This window comes from Sulfitobacter sp. 1A15299 (genome assembly GCF_043556915.1).
Classification (GTDB): Bacteria; Pseudomonadota; Alphaproteobacteria; order Rhodobacterales; family Rhodobacteraceae; genus Sulfitobacter.
The window spans coordinates 34,427-60,549 of sequence record NZ_JBIFFJ010000016.1 but is presented as its reverse complement, the minus strand read 5'-3'; the positions used below and the strand labels follow the sequence as shown (position 1 = coordinate 60,549).

Annotated in this window: 27 protein-coding genes and 1 other RNA gene; 11 read left to right on the top strand and 17 right to left on the bottom strand. The window is 62.1% G+C overall.

All coding sequences use genetic code 11. The features are described from left to right. Positions 1-113: 113 nt before the first annotated feature. From ACGYK7_RS14210 to ACGYK7_RS14185, 6 genes are all read right to left on the bottom strand, one after another. Entirely contained in the window at positions 114-539 is a 426-nt protein-coding gene (locus ACGYK7_RS14210; RefSeq protein WP_394403112.1) for an HIT family protein, read from the bottom strand. A 67-nt stretch (positions 540-606) separates the two neighbouring features. After that, positions 607-1,593, bottom strand: coding sequence for an acryloyl-CoA reductase (gene acuI / locus ACGYK7_RS14205; RefSeq protein WP_394403110.1), 987 nt, complete (start codon positions 1,591-1,593; stop codon positions 607-609). Between the two features lie 36 nt (positions 1,594-1,629). Beyond that, positions 1,630-2,733 (bottom strand): dimethylsulfoniopropionate demethylase, encoded by a 1,104-nt coding sequence (locus ACGYK7_RS14200; RefSeq protein ID WP_394403108.1) that lies wholly within the window; start codon positions 2,731-2,733, stop codon positions 1,630-1,632. Then, positions 2,733-3,233 (bottom strand): DinB family protein, encoded by a 501-nt coding sequence (locus tag ACGYK7_RS14195; protein ID WP_394403106.1) that lies wholly within the window; start codon positions 3,231-3,233, stop codon positions 2,733-2,735. Before ACGYK7_RS14195 ends, ACGYK7_RS14200 begins: the two co-directional genes overlap by 1 nt. Continuing rightward, entirely contained in the window at positions 3,230-3,862 is a 633-nt protein-coding gene (locus ACGYK7_RS14190; protein WP_067266687.1) for a DUF1326 domain-containing protein, read from the bottom strand. The genes ACGYK7_RS14195 and ACGYK7_RS14190 overlap by 4 nt, the downstream gene beginning before the upstream one ends. A gap of 1 nt (position 3,863) precedes the next feature. Beyond that, on the bottom strand, positions 3,864-4,652 hold the full coding sequence (locus ACGYK7_RS14185) for a DUF2182 domain-containing protein (protein WP_394403103.1): 789 nt from the start codon (positions 4,650-4,652) through the stop codon (positions 3,864-3,866). A 77-nt stretch (positions 4,653-4,729) separates the two neighbouring features. On the opposite strand from ACGYK7_RS14185, the gene ACGYK7_RS14180 reads away from it, so the two are divergent. The 7 genes from ACGYK7_RS14180 to ACGYK7_RS14150 all read left to right on the top strand — a co-directional run bounded on the left by ACGYK7_RS14180 (position 4,730) and on the right by ACGYK7_RS14150 (position 9,703). Continuing rightward, positions 4,730-5,482, top strand: coding sequence for a FadR/GntR family transcriptional regulator (locus ACGYK7_RS14180; RefSeq protein ID WP_394403102.1), 753 nt, complete (start codon positions 4,730-4,732; stop codon positions 5,480-5,482). A 65-nt stretch (positions 5,483-5,547) separates the two neighbouring features. Beyond that, positions 5,548-5,896: a transfer-messenger RNA gene (gene ssrA, locus ACGYK7_RS14175) on the top strand. Positions 5,897-6,015: 119 nt separating this feature from the next. Then, on the top strand, positions 6,016-7,260 hold the full coding sequence (gene chrA / locus ACGYK7_RS14170; RefSeq protein ID WP_394403100.1) for a chromate efflux transporter: 1,245 nt from the start codon (positions 6,016-6,018) through the stop codon (positions 7,258-7,260). A 73-nt stretch (positions 7,261-7,333) separates the two neighbouring features. Beyond that, complete coding sequence (locus ACGYK7_RS14165; RefSeq protein WP_394403098.1) at positions 7,334-7,813, top strand: SspB family protein; 480 nt, start codon at positions 7,334-7,336, stop codon at positions 7,811-7,813. 95 nt (positions 7,814-7,908) lie between these two features. Beyond that, the gene (gene fumC / locus ACGYK7_RS14160; protein WP_394403096.1) at positions 7,909-9,300 is read left to right on the top strand and encodes a class II fumarate hydratase; all 1,392 of its coding nucleotides are present in this window, start codon (positions 7,909-7,911) and stop codon (positions 9,298-9,300) included. Then, positions 9,297-9,473, top strand: coding sequence for a DUF4169 family protein (locus tag ACGYK7_RS14155; RefSeq protein WP_394403094.1), 177 nt, complete (start codon positions 9,297-9,299; stop codon positions 9,471-9,473). The genes fumC and ACGYK7_RS14155 overlap by 4 nt, the downstream gene beginning before the upstream one ends. Beyond that, the gene (locus ACGYK7_RS14150) at positions 9,470-9,703 is read left to right on the top strand and encodes a ribbon-helix-helix domain-containing protein (protein WP_394403093.1); all 234 of its coding nucleotides are present in this window, start codon (positions 9,470-9,472) and stop codon (positions 9,701-9,703) included. Before ACGYK7_RS14155 ends, ACGYK7_RS14150 begins: the two co-directional genes overlap by 4 nt. 286 nt (positions 9,704-9,989) lie before the next feature. On the opposite strand, the gene ACGYK7_RS14145 is transcribed toward ACGYK7_RS14150, so the two are convergent. The 4 genes from ACGYK7_RS14145 to ACGYK7_RS14130 form a co-directional block, all read right to left on the bottom strand. Further along, positions 9,990-10,883, bottom strand: coding sequence for a fructose bisphosphate aldolase (locus ACGYK7_RS14145; protein WP_394403092.1), 894 nt, complete (start codon positions 10,881-10,883; stop codon positions 9,990-9,992). A 68-nt stretch (positions 10,884-10,951) separates the two neighbouring features. Continuing rightward, complete coding sequence (locus tag ACGYK7_RS14140) at positions 10,952-12,304, bottom strand: cytochrome P450 (RefSeq protein WP_394403091.1); 1,353 nt, start codon at positions 12,302-12,304, stop codon at positions 10,952-10,954. Beyond that, a complete protein-coding gene (locus ACGYK7_RS14135; RefSeq protein ID WP_394403089.1) occupies positions 12,301-13,530 on the bottom strand; it encodes a hypothetical protein in 1,230 nt (409 codons plus the stop codon). Before ACGYK7_RS14135 ends, ACGYK7_RS14140 begins: the two co-directional genes overlap by 4 nt. Before the next feature lie 53 nt (positions 13,531-13,583). Continuing rightward, entirely contained in the window at positions 13,584-14,336 is a 753-nt protein-coding gene (locus ACGYK7_RS14130) for a cytochrome c biogenesis CcdA family protein (protein ID WP_394403087.1), read from the bottom strand. Positions 14,337-14,427: 91 nt separating this feature from the next. Between ACGYK7_RS14130 and ACGYK7_RS14125 the strand changes: the two genes are divergently transcribed. Next, complete coding sequence (locus tag ACGYK7_RS14125) at positions 14,428-14,655, top strand: sulfurtransferase TusA family protein (protein ID WP_394403085.1); 228 nt, start codon at positions 14,428-14,430, stop codon at positions 14,653-14,655. Between the two features lie 89 nt (positions 14,656-14,744). On the opposite strand, the gene ACGYK7_RS14120 is transcribed toward ACGYK7_RS14125, so the two are convergent. Then, positions 14,745-17,630, bottom strand: a complete 2,886-nt coding sequence (locus ACGYK7_RS14120; protein ID WP_394403084.1) for an Rne/Rng family ribonuclease — start codon at positions 17,628-17,630, stop codon at positions 14,745-14,747. A gap of 560 nt (positions 17,631-18,190) precedes the next feature. Here ACGYK7_RS14120 and ACGYK7_RS14115 point away from each other — a divergent pair. Further along, positions 18,191-18,481 carry a hypothetical protein gene (locus tag ACGYK7_RS14115; protein ID WP_394403083.1) on the top strand — a complete coding sequence of 97 codons (291 nt, stop codon included), beginning with the start codon at positions 18,191-18,193 and terminating at the stop codon, positions 18,479-18,481. 23 nt (positions 18,482-18,504) lie between these two features. On the opposite strand, the gene ACGYK7_RS14110 is transcribed toward ACGYK7_RS14115, so the two are convergent. From ACGYK7_RS14110 to purC, 5 genes are all read right to left on the bottom strand, one after another. After that, the gene (locus tag ACGYK7_RS14110; protein ID WP_394403081.1) at positions 18,505-19,839 is read right to left on the bottom strand and encodes a sigma-54-dependent transcriptional regulator; all 1,335 of its coding nucleotides are present in this window, start codon (positions 19,837-19,839) and stop codon (positions 18,505-18,507) included. 4 nt (positions 19,840-19,843) lie between these two features. After that, on the bottom strand, positions 19,844-21,571 hold the full coding sequence (locus ACGYK7_RS14105) for an ATP-binding protein (protein ID WP_394403079.1): 1,728 nt from the start codon (positions 21,569-21,571) through the stop codon (positions 19,844-19,846). 69 nt (positions 21,572-21,640) lie between these two features. Next, positions 21,641-22,309 (bottom strand): phosphoribosylformylglycinamidine synthase subunit PurQ, encoded by a 669-nt coding sequence (purQ, locus tag ACGYK7_RS14100; RefSeq protein WP_394403077.1) that lies wholly within the window; start codon positions 22,307-22,309, stop codon positions 21,641-21,643. After that, positions 22,309-22,539, bottom strand: coding sequence for a phosphoribosylformylglycinamidine synthase subunit PurS (purS, locus tag ACGYK7_RS14095; protein WP_339638769.1), 231 nt, complete (start codon positions 22,537-22,539; stop codon positions 22,309-22,311). The genes purQ and purS overlap by 1 nt, the downstream gene beginning before the upstream one ends. A gap of 48 nt (positions 22,540-22,587) precedes the next feature. Then, a complete protein-coding gene (gene purC, locus ACGYK7_RS14090; protein WP_067266657.1) occupies positions 22,588-23,349 on the bottom strand; it encodes a phosphoribosylaminoimidazolesuccinocarboxamide synthase in 762 nt (253 codons plus the stop codon). A 167-nt stretch (positions 23,350-23,516) separates the two neighbouring features. Between purC and ACGYK7_RS14085 the strand changes: the two genes are divergently transcribed. Further along, entirely contained in the window at positions 23,517-23,834 is a 318-nt protein-coding gene (locus ACGYK7_RS14085; protein WP_394403074.1) for a DUF1476 domain-containing protein, read from the top strand. A gap of 134 nt (positions 23,835-23,968) precedes the next feature. Next, positions 23,969-24,982, top strand: a complete 1,014-nt coding sequence (gene bmt / locus ACGYK7_RS14080; RefSeq protein WP_394403072.1) for a betaine--homocysteine S-methyltransferase — start codon at positions 23,969-23,971, stop codon at positions 24,980-24,982. Between the two features lie 3 nt (positions 24,983-24,985). Here bmt and ACGYK7_RS14075 read toward each other — a convergent pair whose 3' ends face one another. Continuing rightward, positions 24,986-26,062 (bottom strand): PA0069 family radical SAM protein, encoded by a 1,077-nt coding sequence (locus ACGYK7_RS14075; protein ID WP_394403070.1) that lies wholly within the window; start codon positions 26,060-26,062, stop codon positions 24,986-24,988. Positions 26,063-26,123 lie beyond the last annotated feature (61 nt).

Sequence of the window (26,123 nt, the reverse complement as noted above, 5' to 3'; positions counted from 1 at the left end):
ATGCGCGACCTCGGAGAGAACCATGACCCCGAACGGACAGATCGCTATCCCGCTTGACACAGCCGCAATCAGAGAACCGTTTCGGTATCTGTTGCGACGTAAGTTTGGGGGGACTACCCTGTCCCGAGCGCGGCTGCAATCGCATCGGCCTGTTCGCGAATCCGGTCCATATCGCCTTGAACACCGGGCGGGCGCAGCTTGTCGCCCTTATGCCGGGGCAGGATGTGGTAATGGAGGTGAAAGACCTCTTGCCCGCCCGCGGCCTCGTTGAACTGTTGCACGGTGATGCCATCGGCGCCAAAGGCGCGCAGGCAGGCTTTGGCGACTTTCTGAACCGTCGCCAGACAATCCGCCAATTGCGCGGGGCTGGCGTCGAGCATATTGCGGCAGGGCGACTTGGGGATCACCAGACAATGCCCCTCGGCGCGGGGCATGATGTCCATGAAGCAATAGGTCTTGTCGTCTTCATAGACCTTGAAGCTGGGGATCTCTTTGCGCAGGATCTTGGCAAAGATATTGTCGTCGTCATAGCTGGCCATCATGCTCTCCTTCTGGCGGTCGGGGCGGCGCGGACCATTAACCACACCGCCCCGAGCAGAGGCAATATCAAGCGTTTACGTCGACGACCACTCGGCCCTTGACCTGCCCTTTCAGAATGTCCGCCCCCAGTTGCGGCAGGTCGCTGAGCCCCGCGGGCTGGACCATTGCCTCCAGCTTGTCCATCGGCAGATCCTTGGCCACCCGCTTCCAAGCACGCAGACGGTTGTCATAGGGCTGCATCACACTGTCGATGCCCAAGAGGTTGACGCCGCGCAGCAGGAAGGGGATCACCGTGGCAGGCAGGGCCGCACCGCCCGCAAGGCCCACGGCCGCCACGCTCGCCCCGTACTCCATCTGACCCAGCACGCGGGCCAGCATCGCGCCGCCCACGGCATCGACGCATCCGCCCCATGTCTCACCCTCAAGGGGGCGCTTGACCGTCTCGTTGATCTCGTCACGCGCAACAATCCGGGCCGCCCCAAGGCTTTTGAGGTACTCCTCGGTCTCGGGCCGCCCGGTGACCGCCGCCACCTCATAGCCGAGGTTGGCAAGGATCGCAGTGGCGACCGAGCCGACGCCCCCCGCGGCACCTGTGACCAGAACCGGGCCTTTCTCGATGCCGTGGTCTTCCAGCGCCATGACGGCCAGCATCGCGGTGAAACCCGCCGTGCCCACGGCCATCGCTTGGCGTGTGTCCAGCCCTTCGGGCAGCGGCACCAGCCAATCGGCCTTGACCCGCGCCTTTTGCGCATAGCCGCCCCAATGCGCCTCGCCCACGCGCCAACCGGTCAACACCACCTTATCGCCGGGTTTGTAACGGTCGTCATTCGAAGTCTCGACCGTGCCGGCGAAGTCGATGCCCGGCACATGCGGATAGTTGCGGACCAAGCCACCCCCCGGTCCGATGCACAGCCCGTCTTTGTAGTTTACGGTGGAATATTCGACCGCAACCGTCACCTCGGCGTCGGGAAGCTGGTCTTCGGTGATCTGGGTGACCTCGGCATGAGTCTTGCCTTCGTCATCCTTGTTTACAATCAGCGCATTAAAGCTCATCTTTCATCTCCTCTTCAGGTTTCATTCGACCGGGCCTCAGGCCCAGAAACTGTCCCGTACGGTCACGTCACGCGTGCCATCGGGGGTGCGCGCCTGCAACCGCGTGCCCAGATCCCAATGGGTCATCCGCACCATGCCAATGGCGACATTCACGCCAAAGTCGGGGGACCAAACCGCCGAGGTCACCTGCCCCACGGGTTTGTCGCCCGCCATCAAGGGCCAGACACGATCACAAAGCGGCACCGGATCGCCTGCGATCTCTAGGGGACGTATCTGTTGCACCGGCCCCTCTTTCGCCACCCGCAGCAGCGCGTCTCTGCCGATACATCCCATCGCCGCCTGCGTGTCGCAGAGCTTGCCAAGACCGCATTCATGTGGCGTGTTGTCGTCGGTCATGTCATTGCCATAGCTCAACAATCCGCCCTCGATCCGCTCGATCAGGTTCGGACAGCCCGCCCGCACATCCAGATCGCGGCCCGCCTCGAAAAGCGCCTCCCAAAGCGGCATCGCGATATCGGCCCCCTCGGTATAAATCTCAAAGCCGCCCTGTTTGGAGTAGCCCGAGCGCGCGATATTCATGGCGCGGCCTTGAAACTGAAATTCCCCGAAGCGGAAGAACTTCATCGCGCGCACCGCCGCGCCAAAGACGCGTTCCATCAGGTCTTCGGCTTTCGGCCCCTGCACCGCCAACAGGTTCACATCCGGCTCATCGACCAAAACGTCAAGATGATATCCGTTGCAGATCCCCTTAGCCCACAACAACAAATCGCTATCGGCGATGGAAATCCACCAACGATCCCCGGCCAATTTCACCGCCACCGGATCGTTAAGCATACCACCCGTCTCATCCACGATCGGTACATAGACACAGCGCCCCGGTGCCACATCGCGCAGATCACGCGGCGTTAGCATCTGCATGAGCCGCGACGCGTCCGGCCCGCGCAGCTCGACCTGTCTTTCGGAAGCCACGTCCCAGACTTGCACGGCTTTCTTCAAGTGATGATAATCCGCCTCGGTACTCTCGAACACGGTGGGCAGCAGCATCCGGTTGTAGACCGTATAGGCCTTCACCCCCGCCGCCTCGACCCCGGCAGAGAATGGCGTGCGCCTGATCCGGCGCGAGGGAGAAAGTTCGGCCATCAGCCCTCCTCCGGCATGAAGATGAAATCGGTCACCGGCGCATCACTTCCGGCGCTGGTGAGCATGGCGTGCACTTGGCCGCGGTGGTGGGTTTGGTGGTTGAAGAAATGCACCACACATCCCGCCATTGGCTTGGAAACATCGCGTTGCAAGATGCCGGAATGCCACGTTAAATCCCCATCCAGCCTTGACTGATCCAGCCCCGACGCCCAGTGAGAAATAGCAAGGTCGCATTGCCCTCGCGCCAAAACCCAAGCGTCGCCGGAGGGGCAAAGCTCGGTGTCTTTGCCTTCCGGCTTTGCCGCGGCAGGGTCGAACCGCGACAGCCAGAGTTGATCGCACCACAGAAGATGGTTCAGCGTGCCGAGGATGGAGGCGAAGAACGCCCCGCGATCCTGTGTTAACGTTGCCTCATCCAAAGCCTGAACGACGCTCGACAACTGACTGTTCTGCCATGCATTATAGCGCGCCATTTCCTTGACATAGGCGGGGGTGATCACCGCGCCCCCTGCCAATCAATCGCGCAGACTTCAGCCGATTTGCCACCGAAATCCCAGACCCGGCCATAGTCGCGGACCTTGGATTTCACGCCGCGCGCAGCGACGATGTTCGGCCCCATCCAGTATTTCGAGTTGGTGATCGTCACCGGCTCCCCCGGCTCGGCACCGGCCAGCATCTCGATCTCGCCGTTGATCTTGCGGCCAATGTTGATGACCCGGCGGTTGCCGTCGCGAATGATCTCGACCGGGGCGCGTTCGGCGCCGATGATCTCGCTCACCAACATGGTGAACAACCCCGTGGTGCCGCCCGCAGCGCCCGAGAAGATTTGCAGCAACCCGTCATAGGCCGCCTCGCTCGCGCGATCGTCCACATAGGCGGCGACCTTCCAATTCCCTTCGCCCATGCGGCCCGGGATGTCGACCAACAGCCCGACGTTGAGACCGGCCAAGTCCTCCCCCTCGAAATGGCCTTCGTCGATCACGATGCCCATCCACGCATGGCAGTGGCCTTCGGTTGGCAGATGCGCGCCAAGGCTGACCACGCAGGGGCAGAAGACATCGCAAGAGCAGTTCAGGAATAGCTCGCCCTTGATCGCCCAATCGGCGGGTGTCATCTCTCTGTTTGGCATATCATCCTCCTGTGATCATGGGCCAACCCGCCACGGCACCTGCGCCGAGGATCAGGGCGAAACCCATTGGTTTTGTTACGTAATGCCCAATCTGTGGCAGTTTTTCGATGACCATGAAAAGCGTGGCGAGCCCCATCCAAGCAAGGTTCATCACCCCGCCGGCAAAGCCCAGCAGCATAAAGCCCCAGCAGCAGCCCGCGCAAAAGGCACCGAGACCCAGCCCCATGCGAAAGCCGCCCGCGGCGCCGGGGCGCCAGTGGCCCATGAAATACATCATCGGAGAGTGGCAGACGCCGTGGCAAATCTCCTTGGCGCGGGTGAATTGGAAGAGCCCAACAGCCAAAAGCAGCGCCGCTGCCGTCCAACGCGATTTTGCGATGCCGAGCATGTCGATGACGCCGCCGTGCAGCAGCAACAGTTGCAAACCCGCGATCCCCGCTGCGAAGATCAGCCAGACCGCGAGGTAACCTGCGAACACCGCCAGCCAGCCCACGCGCGTGCCATTGGCCGAGGTCATAAGATCTTCGTAAGCGCGCAGCGTCGGCACCATGGTCGGGACCATCATCGCCGCCATCATCGCGCCCCACATCACGAACAGCGGAAAGAAACGCGCCATGGGCATATACATATCCATGCCCGGATCCATCTGCCGCATCCGTTCGCCCATGGCCCCGGGGCGGCCCAGCAGATCGAGATCCATCTGCATTGCCATGCTGTACATCATCCACCAGGCGGAAAGGATCAGGGCGAAAAAACCCAGCCATAATGTTGATCGTACCATCCCGGCCATCGCCGCCCTCCCCTGCGTGCTCTTGTAGATTTAATGTCAGACAATTAAAGTCCTCGCAAACACTAATTGTAAGACATATGAAAATCGACCCAAGCAATCCCGCCGATCTATCGGCCCAGATCGCGACGGCTATTCGCGACGCCATCATCGGCGGGCATCTGATCGTTGACCAGCGCCTGCCCTCCGAGGCGGAGTTGGCTGAACAGTTTGAAGTTTCCCGCCCTACGGTGCGCGAGGCGCTCAAGCGGCTGGCCGCGCAATCGCTGATCCGCACGCAGCGCGGGGCCACGGGGGGTGCTTTCGTCAACCGGCTGAGCTTTCCGGATGCCTATGCGCAGCAGATCACCACCTCGACCCTGCTGCTGTCCATGAACGCCGTGAGTTTTGAGACCGCATGCGAGGCGCGCTTTGCCTTGGAGCGTGCCTGCGCCCCGCTTTCGGCAGAACGCCGGACGGCGGATCACCTTGCCACCATGCGCGCGGAAATTCACCGACAGGCGCAGCCGGGGCTGACCGATGAGGCCTTCTGCGCCTCCGACGTGGCATTTCACCGGGCGCTGGTCGATGGTGCGGGCAATCCGGTGCTGAGCTATCAACTGGCGGGCGCGGTCGAGGCGATGCAGCCCCTGATGAATATGATCACCTTCACCGCGCGGGATCGCGCACGGATCGTGGCCCTGCATCAAGAGATCGCGGATGCGGCAGAGGCGCATGACGGCAAAGCGGTGACGGCAGGTTTGACGGCGCTGGAGGCTGAGACCCAACAGCTTGCCCAAAGCGTGTTCGCCGCACGCGCGGCGCGGAATGCCGAAACTGCGGGCCGAAGCTAGTAGGTTCGATGATATAAAACAAAGAGATGCGCGCTTTTCCTGACGTGATAAATTCGCCGCATCCCCCCCTTGCAATTCGCCCATGGCGGCCCTACTTTAATCCTGTCCTTCGGGACTATGGACATAAACGCGCTCGTAATAAGCGGTTCGGACCCGGGGGCGGTACCCGGCGGCTCCACCAAACATCCTTCATTTGGGGATCATGGGGCCGAAATAGGATCGACGAACGTCTAAAGGGGTTGCTTTGTCTCGGTGAGATACCACCGTTATCGGTTCAAACTGTACAATTGCAAATGACAATCGTGCTCCAGTTGCGATGGCCGCGTAAGCGGTTTCAGCGACTGAAATCTTAAGTCCTTAGGCCTTGCAGCTTAAGGCGGGGTTCGCAGGTACCTGGCAACAGAAACCTGCACTTTCCCTTCAGTTTCATGCCAGTTAGACTGCGCTTTTGCCTTAACTTGACCGCGCTTTTCTCTGGCCCTATCCGTGACGAAACGAAGCCGTGGTGGCTTCGATGACGCAGGATGGCCCCGATGACCCCGCCCAATTGGCCCGATATGTTTCGCGTGTTTGGCCGGATCGGAGTGATGTCCTTCGGCGGCCCCGCAGCCCAGATCGCCGTGATGCACCGCGAGTTGGTCGAGCATCGCCCATGGCTGAGCGAACAGACCTACCTGCGGGCCCTTTCGCTCTGTATGCTGTTGCCCGGGCCCGAGGCGATGCAGCTGGCGACCTATGCAGGCTGGCGCCTGCGCGGCGTTGCGGGCGGGCTGCTCGGAGGGTTGCTTTTCGTCGTGCCAGGGGCGGTATTCATCGCGGCCCTTGCGCTGCTATACGCATGGTACGGGCAGATGCCTTTGGTCCAAACGGCCTTTCAGGGCATCAAGGCCGCTGTCATTATCGTGGTATTCCAAGCGCTTCTGAAGGTTTCTTCAAAAGCGCTGCACGGGCGGCTCGGCTGGGCGTTGGCCTTTGGGTCTTTCATCGCGCTCTTCGTGCTGGGCCTGCCGTTTCCACTTATCATTCTGGTGGCCGGGGTCATTGGGATGCTGAGCCGAAGCCCAACGCCCGAGACCGAAGTCGCCGACCTGCCGCCAGCGCATAGCCTGCGCACCCTGCTTATCTGGGGTGGTCTCTGGGCCGCGCCACTGCTGTTTATTGCGCTGATCGGCGACGATTTCCTGCTGCAACTGGGGCTGTTCTTCTCCAAGCTGGCCGTCGTGACCTTTGGCGGGGCCTATGCGGTGCTGGCCTATATGACCCAGACCGTGGTGCAGGATTTCGGCTGGATCGAAACGGATCAGATGATCGACGCGCTTGGCCTGGCCGAGACGACGCCCGGCCCGCTGATCCTTGTGACGCAATTCGTAGGCATGCTGGCGGGCTTTGCGCAAAGCGGCCCCGCGGGGGCGATGGCCGCCGGGCTGCTGGCGCTCTGGGTCACTTTCACGCCCTGTTTCCTGTGGATTTTCCTTGCTGGCCCGTATCTTGAGGCGCTCTCTCAACAGCCGCGCATTGCGGGCGCGCTGCGGGCGATCACGGCGGCAGTGGTGGGTGTTATCGCCAATCTCTCGGTCTGGTTCGCGCTGCATGTGCTGTTTGACCGGGTCGGCGCTGACGGCCCGCTCGCCCTGCCCCTGCCCGTCTGGGACAGTTTTAATCCCATGGCCGCCGCGCTCACCCTCTTGGCTGCTGTGCTGATGCTGGCGCTCAAGCGTGGTTTTGTCATCACGATGGTCCTGCTCGCCACGCTGGCGCTGATCCTTCACGCGATTTAGCGCGGCACCCCCTTTCACTCGCCCCTGAATGGGGTATGCTTACCCCTGCCCATCGCCCGGACCGGAGAGAAGAATGAGCCGCAGCATTGATTACGGCAACCTGATGCACGAAGCCATGCGGGGCCTGATCCGCAGGGTTTTGCAAGACGTATCGGACAAGGGTCTGCCGGGGAATCACCATTTCTTCATCACCTTCGACACCTCCCATCCGGACGCGGAATTGGCCGATTGGCTATCCGACCGCTATCCCGATGAGATGACCGTGGTGATGCAGCATTGGTACGACGGCCTTGATGTGGGTGAAGACGGTTTCGCCATCACGCTGAATTTCGGCGATGCGCCAGAGCCGCTTTATATCCCTTACGACGCGATCCGCACCTTCGTGGACCCTTCGGTTGAGTTCGGCCTACGGTTCGAACAGCAAGAGACCGAAGAGGATGACGCGGCGGAAGACGAGGCCACGCTCGACCAGACGGATGAGGCAGAGTTGGAAGTCGCGGAAGAGCCGGTCAAAGATGCCGAGATTGTCTCGCTCGATTCCTTTCGGAAGTAGCGGCGGAATGGCCGTTAGCGCCATCCCCGCATTGCGCAGCGCGTAAGGCGCAGGTACACCGCTGGACAACGATAAGTCACAGCAGGAGCCGCAGAATGGCCGATACCCGCACCGAAACCGACAGCTTTGGTCCGCTCGAAGTCCCCGCCGATAAATACTGGGGCGCGCAGACGCAGCGTTCGATCATGAACTTCCCGATTGGCTGGGAAAAGCAGCCCATCGCCATCGTGCGCGCGCTCGGCGTAATCAAGAAAGCCTGCGCGCAGGCGAATGTGGCGCAGGGCTCGCTGGACGAGGAACGCGGTCGCGCAATCATCCAGGCCGCTGGTGAAGTGTTTGAGGGCAAGTTCGACGACAATTTCCCGCTGGTCGTTTGGCAGACCGGTTCCGGCACCCAATCGAACATGAACGCCAATGAGGTCATCGCCAACCGCGCGATCGAGATCATGGGCGGCACCATCGGCTCAAAAGACCCGGTGCACCCGAACGATCACTGCAACATGGGCCAGTCGTCGAACGACACCTTCCCCACCGCCATGCATATCGCCACCGCGATGACCGCGCGTGACGTGCTGCTGCCGGGGCTGGAGAAGCTGCACGGCGCGCTTCAAAAGAAGGTCGAGGAGTTCGACGGCATCATCAAGATTGGCCGCACCCATACGCAGGACGCGACCCCGCTGACGCTGTCTCAGGAGTTTTCCGGCTACACCCATCAGGTCGCCATGGGCATCGCCCGCGTCCGCGACGCGCTTGGTCGTATCTATGAGCTGGCACAGGGCGGCACTGCCGTGGGCACCGGGCTGAACACCAAACAGGGCTGGGCCGAGACCGTGGCGCATAACATGGCCGAGATCACCGGCCTGCCCTTCGTCACCGCGCCCAACAAATTCGAAGCACTTGCCGCCCATGACGCGATGGTCGAGATTTCCGGCGCGCTGAAGACCGTGTCGGCGTCACTGTTCAAAATTGCGAATGACATCCGCCTTCTGGGCTCCGGCCCGCGCTGCGGTCTGGGCGAATTGATCCTGCCCGAGAATGAGCCGGGCTCTTCGATCATGCCGGGCAAGGTGAACCCGACCCAGTGTGAGGCGCTGACGCAGGTCTGTATCCATGTCATGGGCAATGATGCCGCTGTGGGTTTCGCCGGATCGCAGGGGCATTTCGAGCTTAATGTCTACAAGCCGATGATGGCCTATAACGTGCTGCAATCCATGCAGCTTTTGGGCGATGCGGCCTCGGCCTTTACCGACAACCTGGTGAATGGCCTCAAGGCCGATGCGGACCGGATCGAGAAGCTGATGCGCGAGTCGCTGATGCTGGTGACCGCGCTGGCCCCTGAGATCGGTTATGACAATGCCACCAAGGTCGCCAAGACCGCGCATAAGAACGGCACCACTCTGAAGGAGGAGGCGATTGCCTTGGGCTTTGTCGATGCCGAGACATTCGAGCGTGTGGTGCGCCCTGAGAAGATGATCGGCCCGAAATGAGCCAGCCCATCAACCTGAACAAGGCGAGAAAGGCACGCGATCTTGCGGCCCGCCGCGCTCAGGCGGATGAGAATGTGCTGCGCTTTGGCCGCAGCAAAGCCGAGAAAGAGGCGGCGCGCAAAAGCGCCGCCCAAGCCAAGGCCACGCTCGACGCGCATAAGCGCGAGACATGAGCACCCGGCCCCGCAAACATTCGGTGACCCTAAGGGGCCACCGGACATCAATCTCCCTCGAAGACGACTTTTGGGAAGAGTTCCGCGCCATTGCCGCGGCGCGTGGGCTGCCGATCAACGCGCTGGTGGCCGAGATCGACGCGGCCCGTGGGCTGGACATCGGGCTGGCCGGGGCGATCCGCGTGTTTGTGCTGCGGTCGTTAAAGGAACGTTTACCAAAAGCGGATTAGCGTCGGGCCATGACTTTGGCCTCTCCCCTTTCGCCACAGGCGTGGCTTCACAGCCTCTTTGCCTCGCGCGCCGCGATCAACGGTCAAGTGATCCGGCGCAAAGCGCGAGATATCGAGAAATTCGTCGGACGCCGGGCATTCGAAGCGGAATTGCAACGCCGCGGCTATCAAGCGGTTGAGAACGCCGGACAGGTCATCATATTTTGCAATAGAGAACCTATCCGGCGGATTGCCTAGCCGTTTTCTTTTCAAGAAAACGGCTTCGGAATTTTCAAAAAATTCCGATCTAACAGATCGACGCTTGGTAAATTTTGTCGATGTTCTGCCCTAGCGCCGTGTTGAACTCCGCGTCCGTCATCTTGACGTTCAGCCCTTCGGTCAAAGCGCGGGAGAAGCTGGCGATCATGGTCCGGTTCTTGCCCAGCCGTTCGCAGGCTTCCGCCGTGGAATAGCCGCCCGACAGCGCCACGACGCGCAGCACATTGGCATGTTCGGCCAGATCGTCATAGAGACCGGCCTTTTCGGGGATCGTCAGTTTCAGCATCACCATCTCGCCTTCGGGCAGCGCCTTCAGGTGTTTCGCGATCTCTCTGTGCAGAATCTCTTCGGCCTCGGCCTTGCTCTCGGAATTGATGTTCACCTCAGGCTCGATGATCGGCACGAGGCCGGCGGCGCAGACCTGTTTGGCCAGTTCGAACTGCTGTGCCACCACGGCGGCGATGCCGCTCTCGTTGGCCTCGTGGATGACTGAGCGCTCCTTGGTGCCGAAGATGCCATTCTTCACCGCGCGGGCCAGCAGATCGTCGATCTCCATGATCGGCTTCATCATCTGCACGCCGTTGTTGGTCTCTTCCAGGCCCTTGTCGATCTTCAGGAAAGGCACCACGCCCCGGTCTTCCCAGAGCAGCTGCGCGACCGGTTTGCCGTTGATCGTGTCATCCATCGTGCGCTCGAAAAGGATCGCGCCGATCACTTTCTCAGAGGTGAAATCATCGGCCAGAATGATCCGCGCGCGCATGTCGTGGACAGCTTTGAACATCTCTTCGTCGCCGTTGTAATCCGACGGTTCCACGCCATAGAGGCTCAGCGCCTTGGGGGTGGAGCCACCCGATTGATCAAGCGCCGCGATGAAGCCCTTGCCGCTGTTCATTTGCTCAAGTTGCGCCTTGTCGTAGCCCATATCACCCAGATCCTATTTTGATTCCGTTCGCTGCGTTTCTAATTGAAACGCAAAGCCGATGATAGCAGCTAGCGTCTTGATAGCGCTAACCAAATGCCCTTATCTGATCGGACGGTCAAATGTGCGACAGGCACCGGCACCCGGCCCGGCTGGGCCGTCACGCGGAAGTCGCGCAGGATGCGCGACAGGATCAGCGGCCCCTCGACCATGGCAAAGCCCGCCCCCGTGCAGACCCGCGGCCCGGCTGAGAATGGGATGAAAGCCTCGCGTTGGCACTGTTTGCCATTCTCGGTCTGCCAGCGGGTCGGGTCAAAGCCGTCGGGGTTGTCCCACAGCCGTTCGTGGCGGTGCAGATGCCACGGGCTGAGCACCAGTTGCGCGCCCTGTTTCACCTCTCGGTCACGGAAGCGTTCGGGGCAGCGGTTCTCCCGCACCATCATCGGGACCGGCGGGTAGAGGCGCAGCGTTTCGCGAAAGACATCGCGGCTGAGCTTGAGTTTCGACATCACCGCGAAGTCGCAGGTCTCAAGCGACTGCGCCTCTTCCGCCAGACGCTCTTGCCACGCGGGATGGGTCGCCATCAAATACAGCGCCCAAGCAAGGGCCGAGGCGCTGGTCTCATGCCCCGCAAGAAAGAAAATCGCGACCTGATCGACCATCTCTTCGGTGTCGAAACTCTCTGAGGTTTCGGGATCGGCTTGGGTCATGATCTTGGTCGCAAGATCGTCGGGCGCGGTGCCGGCCTCGATCTGCGCCATGCGCGCGCGGGTCAGATCGGTGATCAACGTCCTGATCCGCGCCGCACTGGCCCGCGTGTCGCGGCGAAACAGGCGCGGCATCCAGCGCGGCAGCGGCAAGAGCGCCCCGAGGTTCAGGATCGGCTGGCTGCGTTGATAATTGCGAAACTCGTCAAAGACCGCCCGGGCGACTTCATGTTCGATCGGCAGGGAAAACAGCGTGCGAAAAATCACATCGGCGGCGGCGTGGCTGGTTTCGGCTTCGATCTCGATGACCTGCCCTGCCTTGGGCGCCAGCCTCGCCGCAGCGGCTTCAGCCGCGTCCCACATGGCCGGAAAAGTCTCTCGCAGGCGCCCGCCCTCGAAGGCCGGGTCGATGATGCGGCGCTGGCGTTTCCATGTCTCGCCATTGGTCAGAAAGACAGAGTTGCCCAAGAGGGGGCGCAGCCCCTCGCCGATGCGGTCGGACTTGGGGAAATCTTCGGGTCGGTCCTTCAACACGGTTTTGACCAGCTCGGGCTGGTTCATCAGGTAGCTGCGAAAGAAGGGCGTTTTAAACTCTGCCATCCACGCCCGGTAGAGCCGCGCGGGCTGGGCCGAGAGGATGTCGGCGCGAAACAGTTTGGCATAGCGCCAGAGCGACACGCGGTCGGGCCGCGCGGGGGGTTTGGGCGGATGGCTCATGCGGCGACAGAGGTGTATTTGCTGACGGCGTAGTCGATGCGCGATTTCGACGCCGGCCGCCCGTCATAGCGCGCGGCGAGTGTGCGCGGCCCGGCGGTGATCTGGAAATAATCGTAGTCGCGCGGTCGGTCAAAGGCGCAGAGATACTGGAAATGCAGCCGGAAGAAGCGCCAGCGGAGCGCCTTCCACCGCGCGGGGCTGAGGGTTTGCGTAAAGGCGGCGGAGAAGACCAGCGGCCAGCGTTTCCCTTCGGGCGCCACGCCGGAGACCGACACCGGATCGCAAAGCGCAAAGGCGCAGCCATCGCCCGGGGCGGTGACATCGACCCAAGCCAATTCATCACGTGCCGAGAGATAGCGCAGATCGCCGCGCAACCGCTCGGCCCGGGGCAGGAAAGACACCATTGGCACCACCTGCCCCAGCGTGAGGAAACCCAGAGCAGGTCCGCCTTCGGCCACCCTGCCCGACCGGATCAGATCGGCCAGTACCGAAACCCCCAGATGCGCGCCCGAGGAATGGCCGACGACCAAGACCTCGTCGACATCATCAGTCAGCGCAGCGGCGATGGCATCGCCAAACGTGGCCATTCGGGCCTCAAGCTGCGGCGGATTCGCGCCCTTGGTGGCGGCGGAATAGGCGTAGTCATGCATCAGGTAATAGGCGAAAAACTTGCCGTCCTTCCTTTTGAACCAGCGCAGCAGGGCAACGCCCAACCCCATGCCCAAAGCCGCGAAGGCCAGCCGTGCGGCCCAATGATCGCTGAGCACCGCAAGCGCGGCATAGACCAACAGGCCAAGGGCCACCGCCAGCAGCGCCTGCGCGATCAACATGCCAACGGGGTAAAGTGCGGCGATCACCGGCCCCTTGCGCAGCCGCATCAGCCGCCAAAGCGCGCCCGACCCGATGTAGACCCCCGCGGTGCGCAGCAATTGCCAATAGGTCGCGGGGATCGAACTGCTCATGCTTTGGCGCACGATGTCGGACCAGACCAGCACCTCGACTTGCGCGGTCACCCGCTGCCCGTCGATCTCAGCATCCACCTGCCAGCCGTAATTGCCGCGGCCCGCCTTCGGCTTCAGCCCGATCTCATAGCCCGAGATTGCTGCCTGCGCAGCGCCCTCCTTGCGGTAAAGCTCTCGGTAGCGGCGCGGGTGAATCGGATCGTAGCCGGGGATGTAGAACACCCGGCGCCTTTTCACCGTCTTTGCCTGCGCTGTGTTTGCCATGCCCGCCCTCTTCTTCGGCACAGTCTAGCCGTCATTCGGGGCGAGAATAAGGCTTAACCCACGGTTGCGAGGATCGGGAAGGTTTCGAGCAGCCAGAAGGAGAAGGCGGTGAAGGCACCGGTAAGCAAGGCCAGCCCGACGAGCACGAGAAGCCCCCCCATAATCCGCTCGATCAGCTTCATATGCGGTTTGATGCGGTTCATCAGCGTCATCGCGCGGGTGATGAACATCGCAGCCAGCAGGAACGGAATCCCCAGCCCTGCCGCATAGACGCCCAGCAAGAGCGTCCCGCGCGAGACGGAAGCCTCACTCGCCGCGAGCGACAGGATCGCGCCGAGCTGCGGGCCGATGCAGGGCGTCCAGCCAAAGGCGAAGGCCAGACCCAGAACATAGGCGCCGAAGCTGGAACCGCCCTTGTCGCCCGCATCCAACCGCGCTTCTTGATCCAGAAAGGGAATGCGAAAAAGGCCGATGAAATGCAGGCCGAAGATGATGATCACCAGGCCGGAAATCTTGGCGAAAAGCGCCTGATTCTGGAGAAAGAACATCCCGAAAGCCGAGGCGGTGAAACCCAAGAGCACGAAGACGGTGCTCAGCCCCAGCACGAAAAACAGCGCCGCCACCACGGCGCGGCGCCGCGCGCTGGATTGACTGGACATGTCATTGATCGACACGCCCCCCATATAGGCCAGATAGGGCGGCACAATGGGCAGTACGCAGGGCGACAGGAAACTGAAAATCCCGGCGACAAGGGCGATGGTCATGGCCGGCAGGATCCCGGCGTCGATGAGGCTTACTTCAAACATGACCAACTCCTAGACCGACATGGCCCCGGCGTCACCTGTCATATTGTCACAAGATCGTGGACCTCGGGACCGGCTTGGCTTAACTGAGCTTATGAAGATCGAAAAACTGGATGCCACGGGGCTTCTCTGCCCCCTGCCCGTGCTGAAGGCACGCAAACGACTGGCGGCGCTTGCGCCGGGCGATCAGCTTCACATGACGGCGGATGACCCCGCCGCCGTGATCGACGTGCCGCATTTCTGTGCCGAGGCTGGCCATCAGCTGACCGAAACCCGGACCGAGGGCGCGGCAGAGTTTTACATCATCACCAAGGGCGGCTGAACGGGCGCATTCGCGCCGTCTTTCTTACCCTATGCAAAAACTGAAAACGGCGGGCCTGAAAGCCCGCCGTTCTCTTTGTCTAAAGCGTCTTAGCTGCCCAGTGACCACCAGCCGCGCCGTTTGGGCTTGGGCTTTTCAGTGGGCTGCTCTTCGACCTTTTCCGCGACCGGCTCAGGAGCGGCTTCGGCAGCGGGAGCCTCGGCCTCGACTGGTTGAGGCGCGGGTTCAGGCTGCGGCTCAGGCTGAGGCGCTTCCGCGACGGGCGTCGCCGTCTCTGGCGACGGGGCCGCGATGGGCGCCTCGTCCGGCAGGGCTTCGGCCATCGCGTCGGGCGTGGCTTCGGCGACCGGCTCGACCGGCTTGGCCTTGGCGCGGCTGCGGCGCTTAGGCTTCGGCGCGGGCTCTTCCTCGGTTGCCACGGCGTCTGCGCTTACGGTCTCTTCCGCTGCGTCGGCTGCGGGTTTCTTGGTCCGACGGCTGCGCTTGGCCTTGGGCTTGGGCGTCTCCTTCCCTTCGGCTTCGGCGCTGACTTTCGGTGCTTCGCCTTCTGCGGCGGCAAGAGCTTCGGGCGCGGGTTCCGCTTCGGGGGCGACTTCGGCCTTGGGCTTGCGCGAGCGGCCGCGGGATTTCGGCTTGGGCTTCTCCTCGGCAGACGCGGCTTCCGCTTCGGCCTGCGGGGCTTCCGCTTCTACCGGCGCGGTTTTCTCGCCCTCGTCCGATTTCGCCTCGTCCTGCTGCTGAGCACCGTTTTGATCCTCTGCACCGTTCTGCTGATCGCCATTGCCGTTGCGGCCACGGCCACCCCGGCTGCGGCGACGGCGGCGGCGGCGCTTGGATTTGCCCTCACCCTCTTCACCATTGCCATTGCCGTTCCCGTTGTCGGAGGGGCTGGCATCCTGTGCGGCTGGGGCCTCCTCGGCCTCGGCGGCGCTCTCATCCTCGTCGATTTGATCCATCAGGGAGGTATCGACCGAGACGACGTGATCCGAGACCGGCGGCACGGTGCGCGTGGCCGTCTTGAACTTCTCGATGTGGAAGTCGGGGCTCACCAGCGACGGATCGCCCTCAATTCGCACCGACATGCCGTAGCGCATTTCGATATGGGCGATATGCTCGCGTTTTTGGTTCATCAGGAAGTTGGCGATGCCCACGGGCGCGCGCACCAGCACCTCGCGCGAGCGGCGGCGGGTGCCTTCTTCTTCGATCTGACGAATGATCGACAGGGCGAGGTTGTCGTCCGAGCGCACGAGGCCGGTGCCGTGGCAGGCGTGGCAAGGCTGGGTCGTCGCCTCGATCATGCCCGGACGCAGACGTTGGCGCGACATTTCCATCAGGCCGAAGCCCGAGATGCGGCCCACTTGAATCCGCGCCCGGTCGGTCTTGAGCCGGTCCTTCATGCGCTTTTCGACGGCGGCGTTGTTCTTGCGCTCGTCCATGTCGATGAAATCAATCACGATGAGCCCGGCAAGGTCACGCAAACGCAGCTGGCGTGCGACCTCATCGGCGGCCTCAAGGTTGGTCTTAAGCGCGGTCTGTTCGATCGAGCCTTCCTTGGTGGCCCGGCCCGAGTTCACGTCGATCGCCACCAGCGCTTCGGTCACGCCGATCACGATATAGCCGCCCGAGGGCAGTTGCACCGTGGGGTTGAACATGCCCGAGAGGTAGCTCTCGACCTGATAGCGGGCAAAGAGCGGCAGGCTTTCGTTGTAGAGTTTCACGTTCTTGGCGTGGGACGGCATGATCATCTTCATGAAGTCCTTGGCGATGCGGTAGCCGCGCTCGCCTTCGACGTGAATCTCGTCGATCTCGCGGTTGTAGAGGTCGCGGATCGACCGTTTGATCAGGTCGCCTTCCTCGTAGATTTTGGCAGGCGCGATTGACTTCAGCGTCAACTCGCGAATCTGCTCCCAGAGGCGCTGGAGGTATTCGTAGTCGCGCTTGATCTCGGCCTTGGTGCGTTTCGCCCCGGCGGTGCGCACGATGAGGCCCGCACCTTTCGGCACCTCGATCTCGGTCGCGATTTCCTTGAGCTTCTTGCGGTCGGCGGCGTTGGTGATTTTGCGGCTGATGCCACCGCCACGGGCAGTGTTGGGCATCAGCACGCAGTAACGACCGGCGAGGCTGAGGTAGGTGGTCAGCGCCGCACCCTTGTTGCCGCGCTCTTCCTTGACGACCTGCACCAGCAGAATCTGGCGGACCTTGATGACCTCTTGAATCTTGTAGCGGCGCGGGCGCGGTTTGCGCACGGGGCGAATGTCTTCGCTGTCGTCCTCATCGGCGACGGATTCGATGGAATCGTCCTTGGCGGCGGCATCGCTGCCTTTGTCGTCTTCGCCATCGGCCTCTTCGCCGTCGGTTTGGGCGTCATCCTTGGCGTCAGCCTCGCCCGCTTTCGCCGCATCATCGGCATCCGCGGGGGCTGGGTCAGCGGCCTTGGCCGCGTCGTCGTTCGCGTCGCTCTCGGGCTCTTCAACCGGCGTCTCCGCGACCCGCTCCATGGGCGAGCTGCCCTCTTCGCTGTCGAGATCGACCGTTTCCATGCCCGCGATCTGATCGCTGCTGTCCTCGGCAACCTCGGCGGTGGCTACGGCATCGTCGCTGTTGGTCTCGGCGGCTTGGCTCTTCGACCGGCTGCGCGAGCGCGAGCGGGTCCGCTTGGGTTTTTCTTCCTCGTCGTCCTTGGCGGCCTGCGCTTCGGCATAGGCGCGCTCTTCTTCCAACAGCGCCTGACGGTCGGCCACGGGAATCTGATAGTAATCGGGGTGGATTTCCGAAAAAGCGAGGAAACCGTGACGGTTGCCGCCATAGTCGACAAAGGCCGCCTGAAGCGACGGTTCGACCCGTGTAACCTTGGCTAGATAGATATTGCCAGCAAGTTGGCGTTTGTTTTCCGATTCAAAATCGAATTCTTCGACCTTGTTTCCGTCCACGACCACGACCCGAGTTTCCTCGGCGTGGGTGGCATCGATAAGCATTTTCTTAGACATAGATCCATTATGCACAGCACCCGCGCACAAAAGGCCCCTGGCGGGGCTTCGGGCTGGGAGGTGTGACTTGTCAGGGCGATGGAGGACGCGGCAACAGCAGGGCCACCAAGGGCCCCCGACTGTCTGCTCTGAGCATCTGCGCGCGTCATCGCGGTTCTTCTCCGATGCGAGGGCTCTACGGCCTCTCCCATCCATTAATTAGCTGTGCTTCGGTCGGGCTAACCCTCACGAATATCAGCGGTTCTTCGGCCGTTTCCGGCCCAATCGGTCTGCTGGCCCCCCGGTGTCGGGCGGGCACGGCAGCGAAACTGTCAAAAGTCACCCCACGCCGGTCGGGCGTTACGGGACTTATCCGGCTAGTTAAGGGCTTTACGGGGTGAAACACAATGGTCAATCGAATGAGCAACAGTCAAATGCGCTTTACCCCGGGTCGGTTGACAAGGCGCATGGGCTTGGAAACATTCAGACTGTCGCGGCGGCTACCGCCGGGCGACGCCATAGAATTGCCTTGCCGCCGCTGCGGCCCAGAGTTTCAAAGGACCGCTCTCATGCCTAAATTCCTGCGCCCCGCGCTTTGCCTGACCCTTCTGGGCCTCGCCGCCTGTGACGAGATCGCCGTGGCCGACGACCCCGCGGCGCTGGCGGAATTGCGCGGGCAGAAAAGCTGCGTCTCTGCGGTGGCCCAGCAAACCGGAGCGGCGGGGGTTGCGATCAACACCACCCGCCCGATCGTTGAGCTTTACCGCCACATCGTCGATGTGCCCGGCGCGGCGAGCTGGTCTTGCATCACCGATCCGAATGGCAAAGCGGTTGAGATCGCAGAGCAGCGCAGCGGTTAAGCCGCGCTGCTTGTAGGGCGCGGTCAGAGGTAATCTGACCGCTGCAACCCGTATTTCGCCATCTTTTCGTTCAAGGTCCGGCGCGGCAGACAAAGCTCGTCCATCACGCTGGCGATCGAGCCCTTGTGGCGGCGCATGGTGTTGTCGATCAACATGCGCTCAAAGGCTTCGACATACTCCTTCAGCGGTTTGCCTTCGGTGGTCATCACCGGCTGCATCTCGTCATGGTCGCTCATCAACAGCGAGGCGATGGTGCCCGAGCCGCGGCGCGATTGCAGCACGGCGCGTTCAGCCACATTGATGAGTTGGCGCACGTTACCGGGCCAAGGTGCTTGTAACAGTTGCGCCGCCTCTTGCGCCGAGACTTGCGGCGCTTCGCAACCGTACTCATCCGCAAACTGATCGCTCAATCGGGTGAAGAGCGTCAGAATATCCTCGCCGCGCTGGCGCAGGGGGGGCACGGTGATGCGCAGGGCCGCCAGACGGTAAAACAGGTCCGAGCGCAGCGCGTCTTCCGAGGTACGCTCTGCCTCTTGCAGGTTCGAGATGGCGACGATCCGTGTCTCCGCCGGGGTGCCCTGCTCGTTGATCGCGCTCAACAGGCGGGCTTGAAGCTGCTCGGACAGCGCCTCGATATCCTCCAAAACCAAGGTGCCCCCGCGGGCCTCTTCGATGGCGGGCAGCTGCGCATCTTCGGGCTGCATCGGGCCGAATAGCCGTTTGGCCAGCGCCTCTTCCTCCAAGGCACCGCAGGAGACGAGCACGAATTTCTTGCCCGCCCGCGAGCCAACGGCATGCAACGCATGGGCAACCAAAGTCTTGCCCGTCCCGGTTTCCCCGTCAATCAGCACATGGCCATCAGCCTGCCCCAGGTCCAGAATATCCTCGCGCAGGCGCTCCATCACCGGGGATTGGCCGATCAGCTTTTTCATCAACTGACCGCCATCCGACAATTCACGCCGCAGGGCGCGGTTGTCCATCACCAGCCGCCGCGCGTTGGTGGCCTTCTTGGCCAACTCGCTCATCCGGTCGGGGTTGAAGGGTTTTTCGAGGAAGTCAAACGCGCCCACCCGCATCGCCTCCACCGCCATCGGCACGTCGCCATGGCCGGTGATCATAATGACCGGCAGGGCCGAGTCGCTGCCCATGAGCTTTTTCAGAAATTGCATCCCATCCATGCCCGGCATCTTGATGTCGGAGATGACGATGCCCGGATAGTCCGGCCCCAATGTCTTGAGCGCATCTTCGGCGCTGCCGAAAGTTTCCGTGTCATAGCCCGAGAGGGCCAGCCACTGGCTGATCGACTGCCGCATGTCCTGTTCGTCATCTACAATCGCGATTTTCATTGCCTGAGCCATGCGTTTACTCCGCCGCTTCTATCTTCGTTTCATCTGCCAATATGGGCAGTTGCATTTCAAATACAGCGCCACCGTTCTGTCCGTTGCGCGCCGTCAGCCTCCCGCCGAGGTCGTTGACGATCCCCGATGAAATGGCAAGACCCAGCCCCACGCCATCGCCGGGCTGTTTGGTCGTGTAGAAAGGTTCGAACAGCGCGTCCAAATCTTCGATTCCCGGGCCATTGTCGCGCACGGTCAATGTCGCCGTCTCCCCCGCTGATAGTATAATGTCCACCTGAGGGTTTCGTTCCGATTTTGTTGCGTCCAATGCATTTCTTAACAGGTTTACCATAACTTGTTCGATCCGCATACGGTCTCCCATCACCATGACGGGATTATCGGGCAGAATCCGGCTGATCTGGACCTGCCGTTGGCGCAATTGCGGCTCCATCATCGACAGGGATGAGGCCAAGGCCGCCCCCATGTCGACCGGAGAGAAGGCCTCTTGCCCCTTGCGGGCATAGGATTTCAATTGCCGGGTAATCGCGCCCATCCGTTCGATCAGATCGTCGATGCGGCCAAAGGACGACAGGGCCTCATCCTGCCGGTTGCGATTGAGCAACAGCCGCGCGCCCGCCAGATAGGTCTTCATCGCGGCAAGCGGTTGGTTCAACTCATGGCTCACGGCGGCGGACATCTCACCCAAGGCGGCAAGTTTCGATGACTGTTCAAGGGTTTGCTCGGCCACGGCGAGGGTCTGTTGCACCCGCTTGCGCTCAGCAATCTCACGTTGGAGAGCGAGGTTCAGCGCCCTGAGCTTGGCCGATTCCCGTTGGAAAATCGCCAGCCTGCCGGCGGTGCGACGGCTGAGGAAGTAGAACGCCAAGGCCAGCAGGATCGCAAAGCCCATGACCTCAAGCGCCAGCACGCCGTTCACCTTTTCACGCACGGAGGCATAGGTGGTGTAACTGCTCATCCGCCAGCCGCGGAACGGGATGCGGTTCTCCAGCCGCATCACCGCTTCGCCTTGCAGGTAGGCATCAGGCGGCAGCGCGGTCCAATCCGTGGTGGCTTGGATGGCGCGCTCGATGGCGCTTTGCGGCGTGTGGTTGGCCAAGGCTTCGGGTTCGGTCAGCCCGCGCCAGCGCGGCTCGGTGGCGAGAATGATCTGCCCGGTGCTGTCCATGACAATCACCGCGTCGGAAATCCCGGCCCATGCGCGTTCGAATTTTTGCAAGTCGACCTCGACCGCGATCACGCCAAGGGTCGTGCCGCCAGACTGCATCCGCCGCGAATAAAGGAAACGATAGCCGCCCTGCTCCCGCTCGATGGTCGAAAAGATCGTCGCGTTAGAGCGGATGGCGTCGACGAAATAGGGCGCGGATTTATGCGCAGAGCCCAAGCGGTTGCGGTCGGTCGCCGCCACCGTGCGCCCGTCGATGTCGTAAAGCATCAAAGAGGCCGCGCCAATCTCTTCCACGAAGGAGATAAGCCGCTGCGTCGACAGGGAATAATCCGCCGTTTGCAGCGCCCCGATCAAGGTTGGGTCGCGGGCCAAAAGCTGCGGCACGATGGCATTCTGGCGCAGTTCCGCCAGCAGGTTGCCGCTATAAAGCGCGATGCGCAGTTCGGCGCGGTTGCGGGTGCTTTCGGTAAAACGGTCGGTCAGCAGCTTGTTGGTGATCGAAATCGTCACCACGGCGAGGATCATCAGCGACGCGATGGCAAACCGCACCCGCCAGGATACGGCCATGCTATTGCCTTCGGAACCGGATGTATCACTCATCGCGGCAACTTACGCGCTCCGCGCGCCGCACTCAAGTCAGGCGGTTTGCAAAGCACCGGTCAATGCGCGGAAGAGCGCCGCCCCATCCGTATTGCCATGCGCAGCCTCCGCCGCCCGTTCAGGGTGTGGCATCATGCCCAGCACGCGGCGGTTCTCCGACAGGATGCCCGCGATGTCATCGCGCGCGCCATTCGGGTTCTCCGCATAGCTGAAGGCCACGCGATCTTCGCCGCGCAGTTTCGCAATCGTCTCGTCATCCGCGAAATAGTTGCCGTCGTGGTGGGCGATCGGAATGTCGATGACCTGACCGGCACTGTAGCCGCTGGTGTAATCGCTCGCCGTGGTCTCGACCTTCAGACCCACGGTCTTGCAGATGTACTTTAGCCCTGCGTTCCGCAGCAGCGCGCCCGGCAGCAGGCCGGTTTCGGTCAGCACCTGAAAACCGTTGCAGATGCCCAGCACATAGCCGCCACGCTCCGCATGGGCCGCCACGGTGCGGCAGATCGGCGAATTCGCGGCGATGGCCCCGCAGCGCAGGTAATCGCCATAGGAGAACCCGCCGGGGATCCCCACGATATCAACGCCTTGCGGCAGTTCGCTGTCCTTGTGCCAGACCATGGAGACCTTGGCGCCCGCGGCTCTGAAAGCCACGGCAAGGTCGCGGTCGCAATTGGACCCGGGAAAGACAACCACCGCTGCGTGCATCAGGCCAGCTCCACCGAATAGGATTCGATCACCGTATTGGCCAAGAGCTTTTCGCACATGGCGGTCACATCGGCCTCGGAGGTGCCCTCGGCGAGGTCAAGCTCGATCACCTTGCCCTGACGCACACCGTTCACCCCGTCAAAGCCCAAGGCTCCGAGCGCGTGGCGAACCGCTTCGCCCTGAGGGTCGAGCACCCCGTTCTTCAGCATCACATGCACCCGTGCTTTCATGGCGCGACACCCCTTTGTAACATCTGCAAATTGAACGGCGAAGCCGCGTTAATTGATCAGCGTCGGCTTGGTCACCGGCGCGTTGTTCTTGGGCATGACGCCAAGGCGTTTGGCCACTTCGGTATAGGCATCGGTGAGCGAGCCGAGATCGCGGCGGAACACGTCCTTATCGAGCTTCTGGCCCGTTTCGATGTCCCACAGGCGGCAGCTGTCGGGGCTGATCTCATCGGCGACGATCAGACGCTGGAAATCACCGTCGTAAACGCGGCCAATCTCGATCTTGAAGTCCACCAGCTTGATGCCCACGGCCATCATCACGCCCGACATGAAGTCATTGACCCGCAGCGCAAGGCTTAGGATATCGTCCATGTCTTGCTGGCTGGCCCAGCCGAAGGCGGCGATATGCTCTTCGGTGACCAGCGGATCGCCGAGCGAGTCGTCCTTGTAGCAATATTCGACAATCGGGCGCGGCAATTGCGTGCCCTCTTCGATGCCAAGGCGCTTGGACATGGAACCGGCGGCATAGTTGCGCACGATCACTTCCAGCGGAATGATCTCGACCTGACGCACGAGTTGTTCGCGCATGTTCAGGCGTTTGATGAAATGCGTCGGCACGCCGATGCTGTTCAGGCCAGTCATAAAGAACTCGGACAGGCGGTTGTTCAACACGCCCTTGCCTTCGATCGTGGCTTTCTTCTCGGCGTTGAAGGCCGTGGCATCGTCTTTGAAATATTGAACGATCGTACCGGGCTCGGGACCTTCATAGAGGATCTTTGCCTTGCCTTCGTAGATCTTGTTGCGCCGGGCCATGGGCATCCTTTCCAACAGGGGGCCGGGAACATCCCCGCCGCTTGCGCTTCTCTTAGTGCAAGCACCCCGCTGCTGCAAGCATGGCCCGCCACCTTTGCCCCGCCACTTGCGAGAACGGGCAGGCGTTCGCATATCAAACGGGTAACAACAGCAATCGGAGACCTGCCATGAGCAACTTTGACGACCGCGCAAATGCCTTTGAAAGCAAGTTCGCCCACGACGCGGACATGCAATTCCGCGCCGAGGCGCGGCGCAACAAGCTTCTGGGCCTCTGGGCTGCTGAACTTTTGGGCAAATCTGGCAGCGACGCCGAAGACTATGCCAAAGAGGTCGTGAAATCCGATTTCGAAGAGGCGGGCGACGAAGACGTTTATCGCAAAGTCTCGGGCGATCTGGGCAACCGCGCGGATGAGGCGACGATCCGCGGCAAGATGCAAAGCCTGATGGCCGAGGCCAAGGCGCAACTGCTGAGCGAGACCAACTGACCCCCTGCGTCCCGGTCCCGGCGCCGGGGCGCAGCCTTCCCGCCTGCCCTCATAATGAAGATGAATATTATGAGATTGCCCCCAAGTGGCCAGCGTGACATCAGGCAAAATTCCAAGACCCAACAGGAGCCCCCATGAGCAACGCATTCACCGATCTTCTCGCTGAAAAGGGCACATTGCTCGCCGATGGGGCCACGGGCACCAATCTGTTTAACATGGGGCTGATGTCGGGCGACGCGCCTGAATTGTGGAACACCGACGAGCCCGCCAAGATCACCAAGCTTTACCGTTTCGCGGTGGATTCGGGCAGTGATCTGTTCCTGACCAATTCCTTCGGCGCCAATGCCGCCCGTCTCAAGCTGCACGATGCGCAGAACCGCGTGCATGAGTTGAGCCGCGTCTCGGCCGAATTGGCGCGCGAAGTGGCCGATACCGCCGAGCGCAAGGTGATCGTCGCAGGCTCCGTCGGCCCCACGGGTGAGATCATGGAGCCTGTGGGCACCCTGTCGCATTCCCTCGCCGTCGAGATGTTCCACGAGACCGCCGATGGCCTCAAAGCAGGCGGTGCCGATATCGGCTGGTTGGAGACGATCAGCGCCCCCGAAGAATACCGCGCCGCCGCCGAGGGCTTCCAACTGGCCGGTCTGCCGTGGTGCGGCACGATGAGCTTTGACACCGCGGGCCGCACGATGATGGGGCTGACCTCCGAAGGGATGGTCGATCTGGTGCACGAGCTGGACAACATGCCGCTGGCCTATGGCGCCAACTGCGGCACCGGCGCCTCTGACCTGCTGCGCACCGTGCTTGGCTTTGCCGCGAAGAACGGCACGCTGCCGATCATCTCCAAAGGCAACGCAGGCATCCCGAAATACGTCGAAGGCCACATCCACTATGACGGCACGCCCGAATTGATGGCGCGCTATGCGGTGATGGCCCGCAACGCAGGCGCAAGCATCATCGGCGGCTGCTGCGGCACCCTGCCCGAGCATCTGGTCGCCATGCGCGAGGCGCTCGACAGCACCGAAAAAGGCCCGGCCCCCACGCTGGAGCAAATCCGCGAAGAGATTGGCGATTTCTCTTCCGAAAGCGATGGCACCGATGGCCAAGGCCCAACCCGAGGCCCGCGCCGCGGGCGCCGCCGGGGCTGAGGCTCAGAACAAGCTCAATTGATCGCCCTTTTCGAAGGGCGGTCGAAACAGATCACGGCGCAGCGGCACGCCGGAACGGGCCAGCCCCAGACGCTTCACCGCCAAATCAAAGCGTTGCGCCACCATCTGCGCATATGGCCCCTCGCCCCGCATCCGTTTGTGCCAGCCTGCGTCATAGTCCTTGCCCCCATGCATATCGCGCAAGCGCGCCATGATCCGCTCGGCCCGGTCGGGGTAATGGGTGGCGAGCCAGTCCTGCACCAGCGGCGACACCTCTCTCGGCAGGCGCAGCATGATCCAGCTTGCATGCCGCGCGCCAGCCTCGCGTCCGGCGGTGAGGATCGCCTCCAACTCCGGGTCGGTCAGCGCCGGGATCATCGGCGATGCCATGATCCGCACCGGCATGCCTGCCTCCGACAGCTTTCGGATTACCTGCAACCGCCGCTGCGGCGCGGGCGCGCGCGGCTCCATCAAACGGCTGAGCTTCGGGTCCAGCGTGGTCACCGAAATGCCGACCGCCGCCAATCCGCGCCCTGCCATGTCGCCCAAGATGTCGATGTCGCGTTCGATCAGGCTGCCCTTTGTGACGATCGCCACCGGGTGATTGAACGCGGCTAACACCTCAAGACATTCTCGCATGATGCCATGGGTCTTTTCGATCGGCTGATAGGGGTCGGTGTTGGTGCCGATGGCGATGGGCGCGACCTGATACCGCTTCGACCGCAGTTCCCGCGCCAGAACCTCCGGCGCTTCGGGGCGGGCGATCAACTGGGTTTCGAAATCCAAGCCCGGCGATAGGCCGAGGTAGGCATGGCTGGGCCGCGCGAAACAGTAGACGCAGCCATGTTCGCAGCCCCGATAGGGGTTGATCGAGCGGTCAAAAGGCAAATCCGGCGAGCGGTTGTAGGTGATCACCCGGCGCGGCACCTCGATACTGGTCTGGGTGCGCAGCACCGGAAGCACCTCGTCACGCGCCCAACCGTCATCTTCGGCCACGCGACTATGGCGCTCGAACCGGCCCGCATCATTGCTGGCTGCCGCGCGGCCAAGCACGCGGAATCGCTGGTCTTCCCTATCCATGAAAGAAGGCTAGAACATTTCGCGAACATCGGCAAGTAACCTCGCGCAAACCCTTGTCCTT

Bases quoted from the DNA above. Each gene is read 5' to 3' on its own strand.
- ACGYK7_RS14210 (WP_394403112.1), bottom strand. From the start codon at position 539: ATGGCCAGCTATGACGACGACAATATCTTTGCCAAGATCCTGCGCAAA.
- acuI (WP_394403110.1), bottom strand. From the start codon at position 1,593: ATGAGCTTTAATGCGCTGATTGTAAACAAGGATGACGAAGGCAAGACT.
- ACGYK7_RS14200 (WP_394403108.1), bottom strand. From the start codon at position 2,733: ATGGCCGAACTTTCTCCCTCGCGCCGGATCAGGCGCACGCCATTCTCT.
- ACGYK7_RS14190 (WP_067266687.1), bottom strand. From the start codon at position 3,862: ATGCCAAACAGAGAGATGACACCCGCCGATTGGGCGATCAAGGGCGAG.
- ACGYK7_RS14185 (WP_394403103.1), bottom strand. From the start codon at position 4,652: ATGGCCGGGATGGTACGATCAACATTATGGCTGGGTTTTTTCGCCCTG.
- ACGYK7_RS14180 (WP_394403102.1), top strand. From the start codon at position 4,730: ATGAAAATCGACCCAAGCAATCCCGCCGATCTATCGGCCCAGATCGCG.
- chrA (WP_394403100.1), top strand. From the start codon at position 6,016: ATGACCCCGCCCAATTGGCCCGATATGTTTCGCGTGTTTGGCCGGATC.
- ACGYK7_RS14165 (WP_394403098.1), top strand. From the start codon at position 7,334: ATGAGCCGCAGCATTGATTACGGCAACCTGATGCACGAAGCCATGCGG.
- fumC (WP_394403096.1), top strand. From the start codon at position 7,909: ATGGCCGATACCCGCACCGAAACCGACAGCTTTGGTCCGCTCGAAGTC.
- ACGYK7_RS14155 (WP_394403094.1), top strand. From the start codon at position 9,297: ATGAGCCAGCCCATCAACCTGAACAAGGCGAGAAAGGCACGCGATCTT.
- ACGYK7_RS14150 (WP_394403093.1), top strand. From the start codon at position 9,470: ATGAGCACCCGGCCCCGCAAACATTCGGTGACCCTAAGGGGCCACCGG.
- ACGYK7_RS14145 (WP_394403092.1), bottom strand. From the start codon at position 10,883: ATGGGCTACGACAAGGCGCAACTTGAGCAAATGAACAGCGGCAAGGGC.
- ACGYK7_RS14140 (WP_394403091.1), bottom strand. From the start codon at position 12,304: ATGAGCCATCCGCCCAAACCCCCCGCGCGGCCCGACCGCGTGTCGCTC.
- ACGYK7_RS14135 (WP_394403089.1), bottom strand. From the start codon at position 13,530: ATGGCAAACACAGCGCAGGCAAAGACGGTGAAAAGGCGCCGGGTGTTC.
- ACGYK7_RS14130 (WP_394403087.1), bottom strand. From the start codon at position 14,336: ATGTTTGAAGTAAGCCTCATCGACGCCGGGATCCTGCCGGCCATGACC.
- ACGYK7_RS14125 (WP_394403085.1), top strand. From the start codon at position 14,428: ATGAAGATCGAAAAACTGGATGCCACGGGGCTTCTCTGCCCCCTGCCC.
- ACGYK7_RS14120 (WP_394403084.1), bottom strand. From the start codon at position 17,630: ATGCTTATCGATGCCACCCACGCCGAGGAAACTCGGGTCGTGGTCGTG.
- ACGYK7_RS14115 (WP_394403083.1), top strand. From the start codon at position 18,191: ATGCCTAAATTCCTGCGCCCCGCGCTTTGCCTGACCCTTCTGGGCCTC.
- ACGYK7_RS14110 (WP_394403081.1), bottom strand. From the start codon at position 19,839: ATGGCTCAGGCAATGAAAATCGCGATTGTAGATGACGAACAGGACATG.
- ACGYK7_RS14105 (WP_394403079.1), bottom strand. From the start codon at position 21,571: ATGGCCGTATCCTGGCGGGTGCGGTTTGCCATCGCGTCGCTGATGATC.
- purQ (WP_394403077.1), bottom strand. From the start codon at position 22,309: ATGCACGCAGCGGTGGTTGTCTTTCCCGGGTCCAATTGCGACCGCGAC.
- purS (WP_339638769.1), bottom strand. From the start codon at position 22,539: ATGAAAGCACGGGTGCATGTGATGCTGAAGAACGGGGTGCTCGACCCT.
- purC (WP_067266657.1), bottom strand. From the start codon at position 23,349: ATGGCCCGGCGCAACAAGATCTACGAAGGCAAGGCAAAGATCCTCTAT.
- ACGYK7_RS14085 (WP_394403074.1), top strand. From the start codon at position 23,517: ATGAGCAACTTTGACGACCGCGCAAATGCCTTTGAAAGCAAGTTCGCC.
- bmt (WP_394403072.1), top strand. From the start codon at position 23,969: ATGAGCAACGCATTCACCGATCTTCTCGCTGAAAAGGGCACATTGCTC.
- ACGYK7_RS14075 (WP_394403070.1), bottom strand. From the start codon at position 26,062: ATGGATAGGGAAGACCAGCGATTCCGCGTGCTTGGCCGCGCGGCAGCC.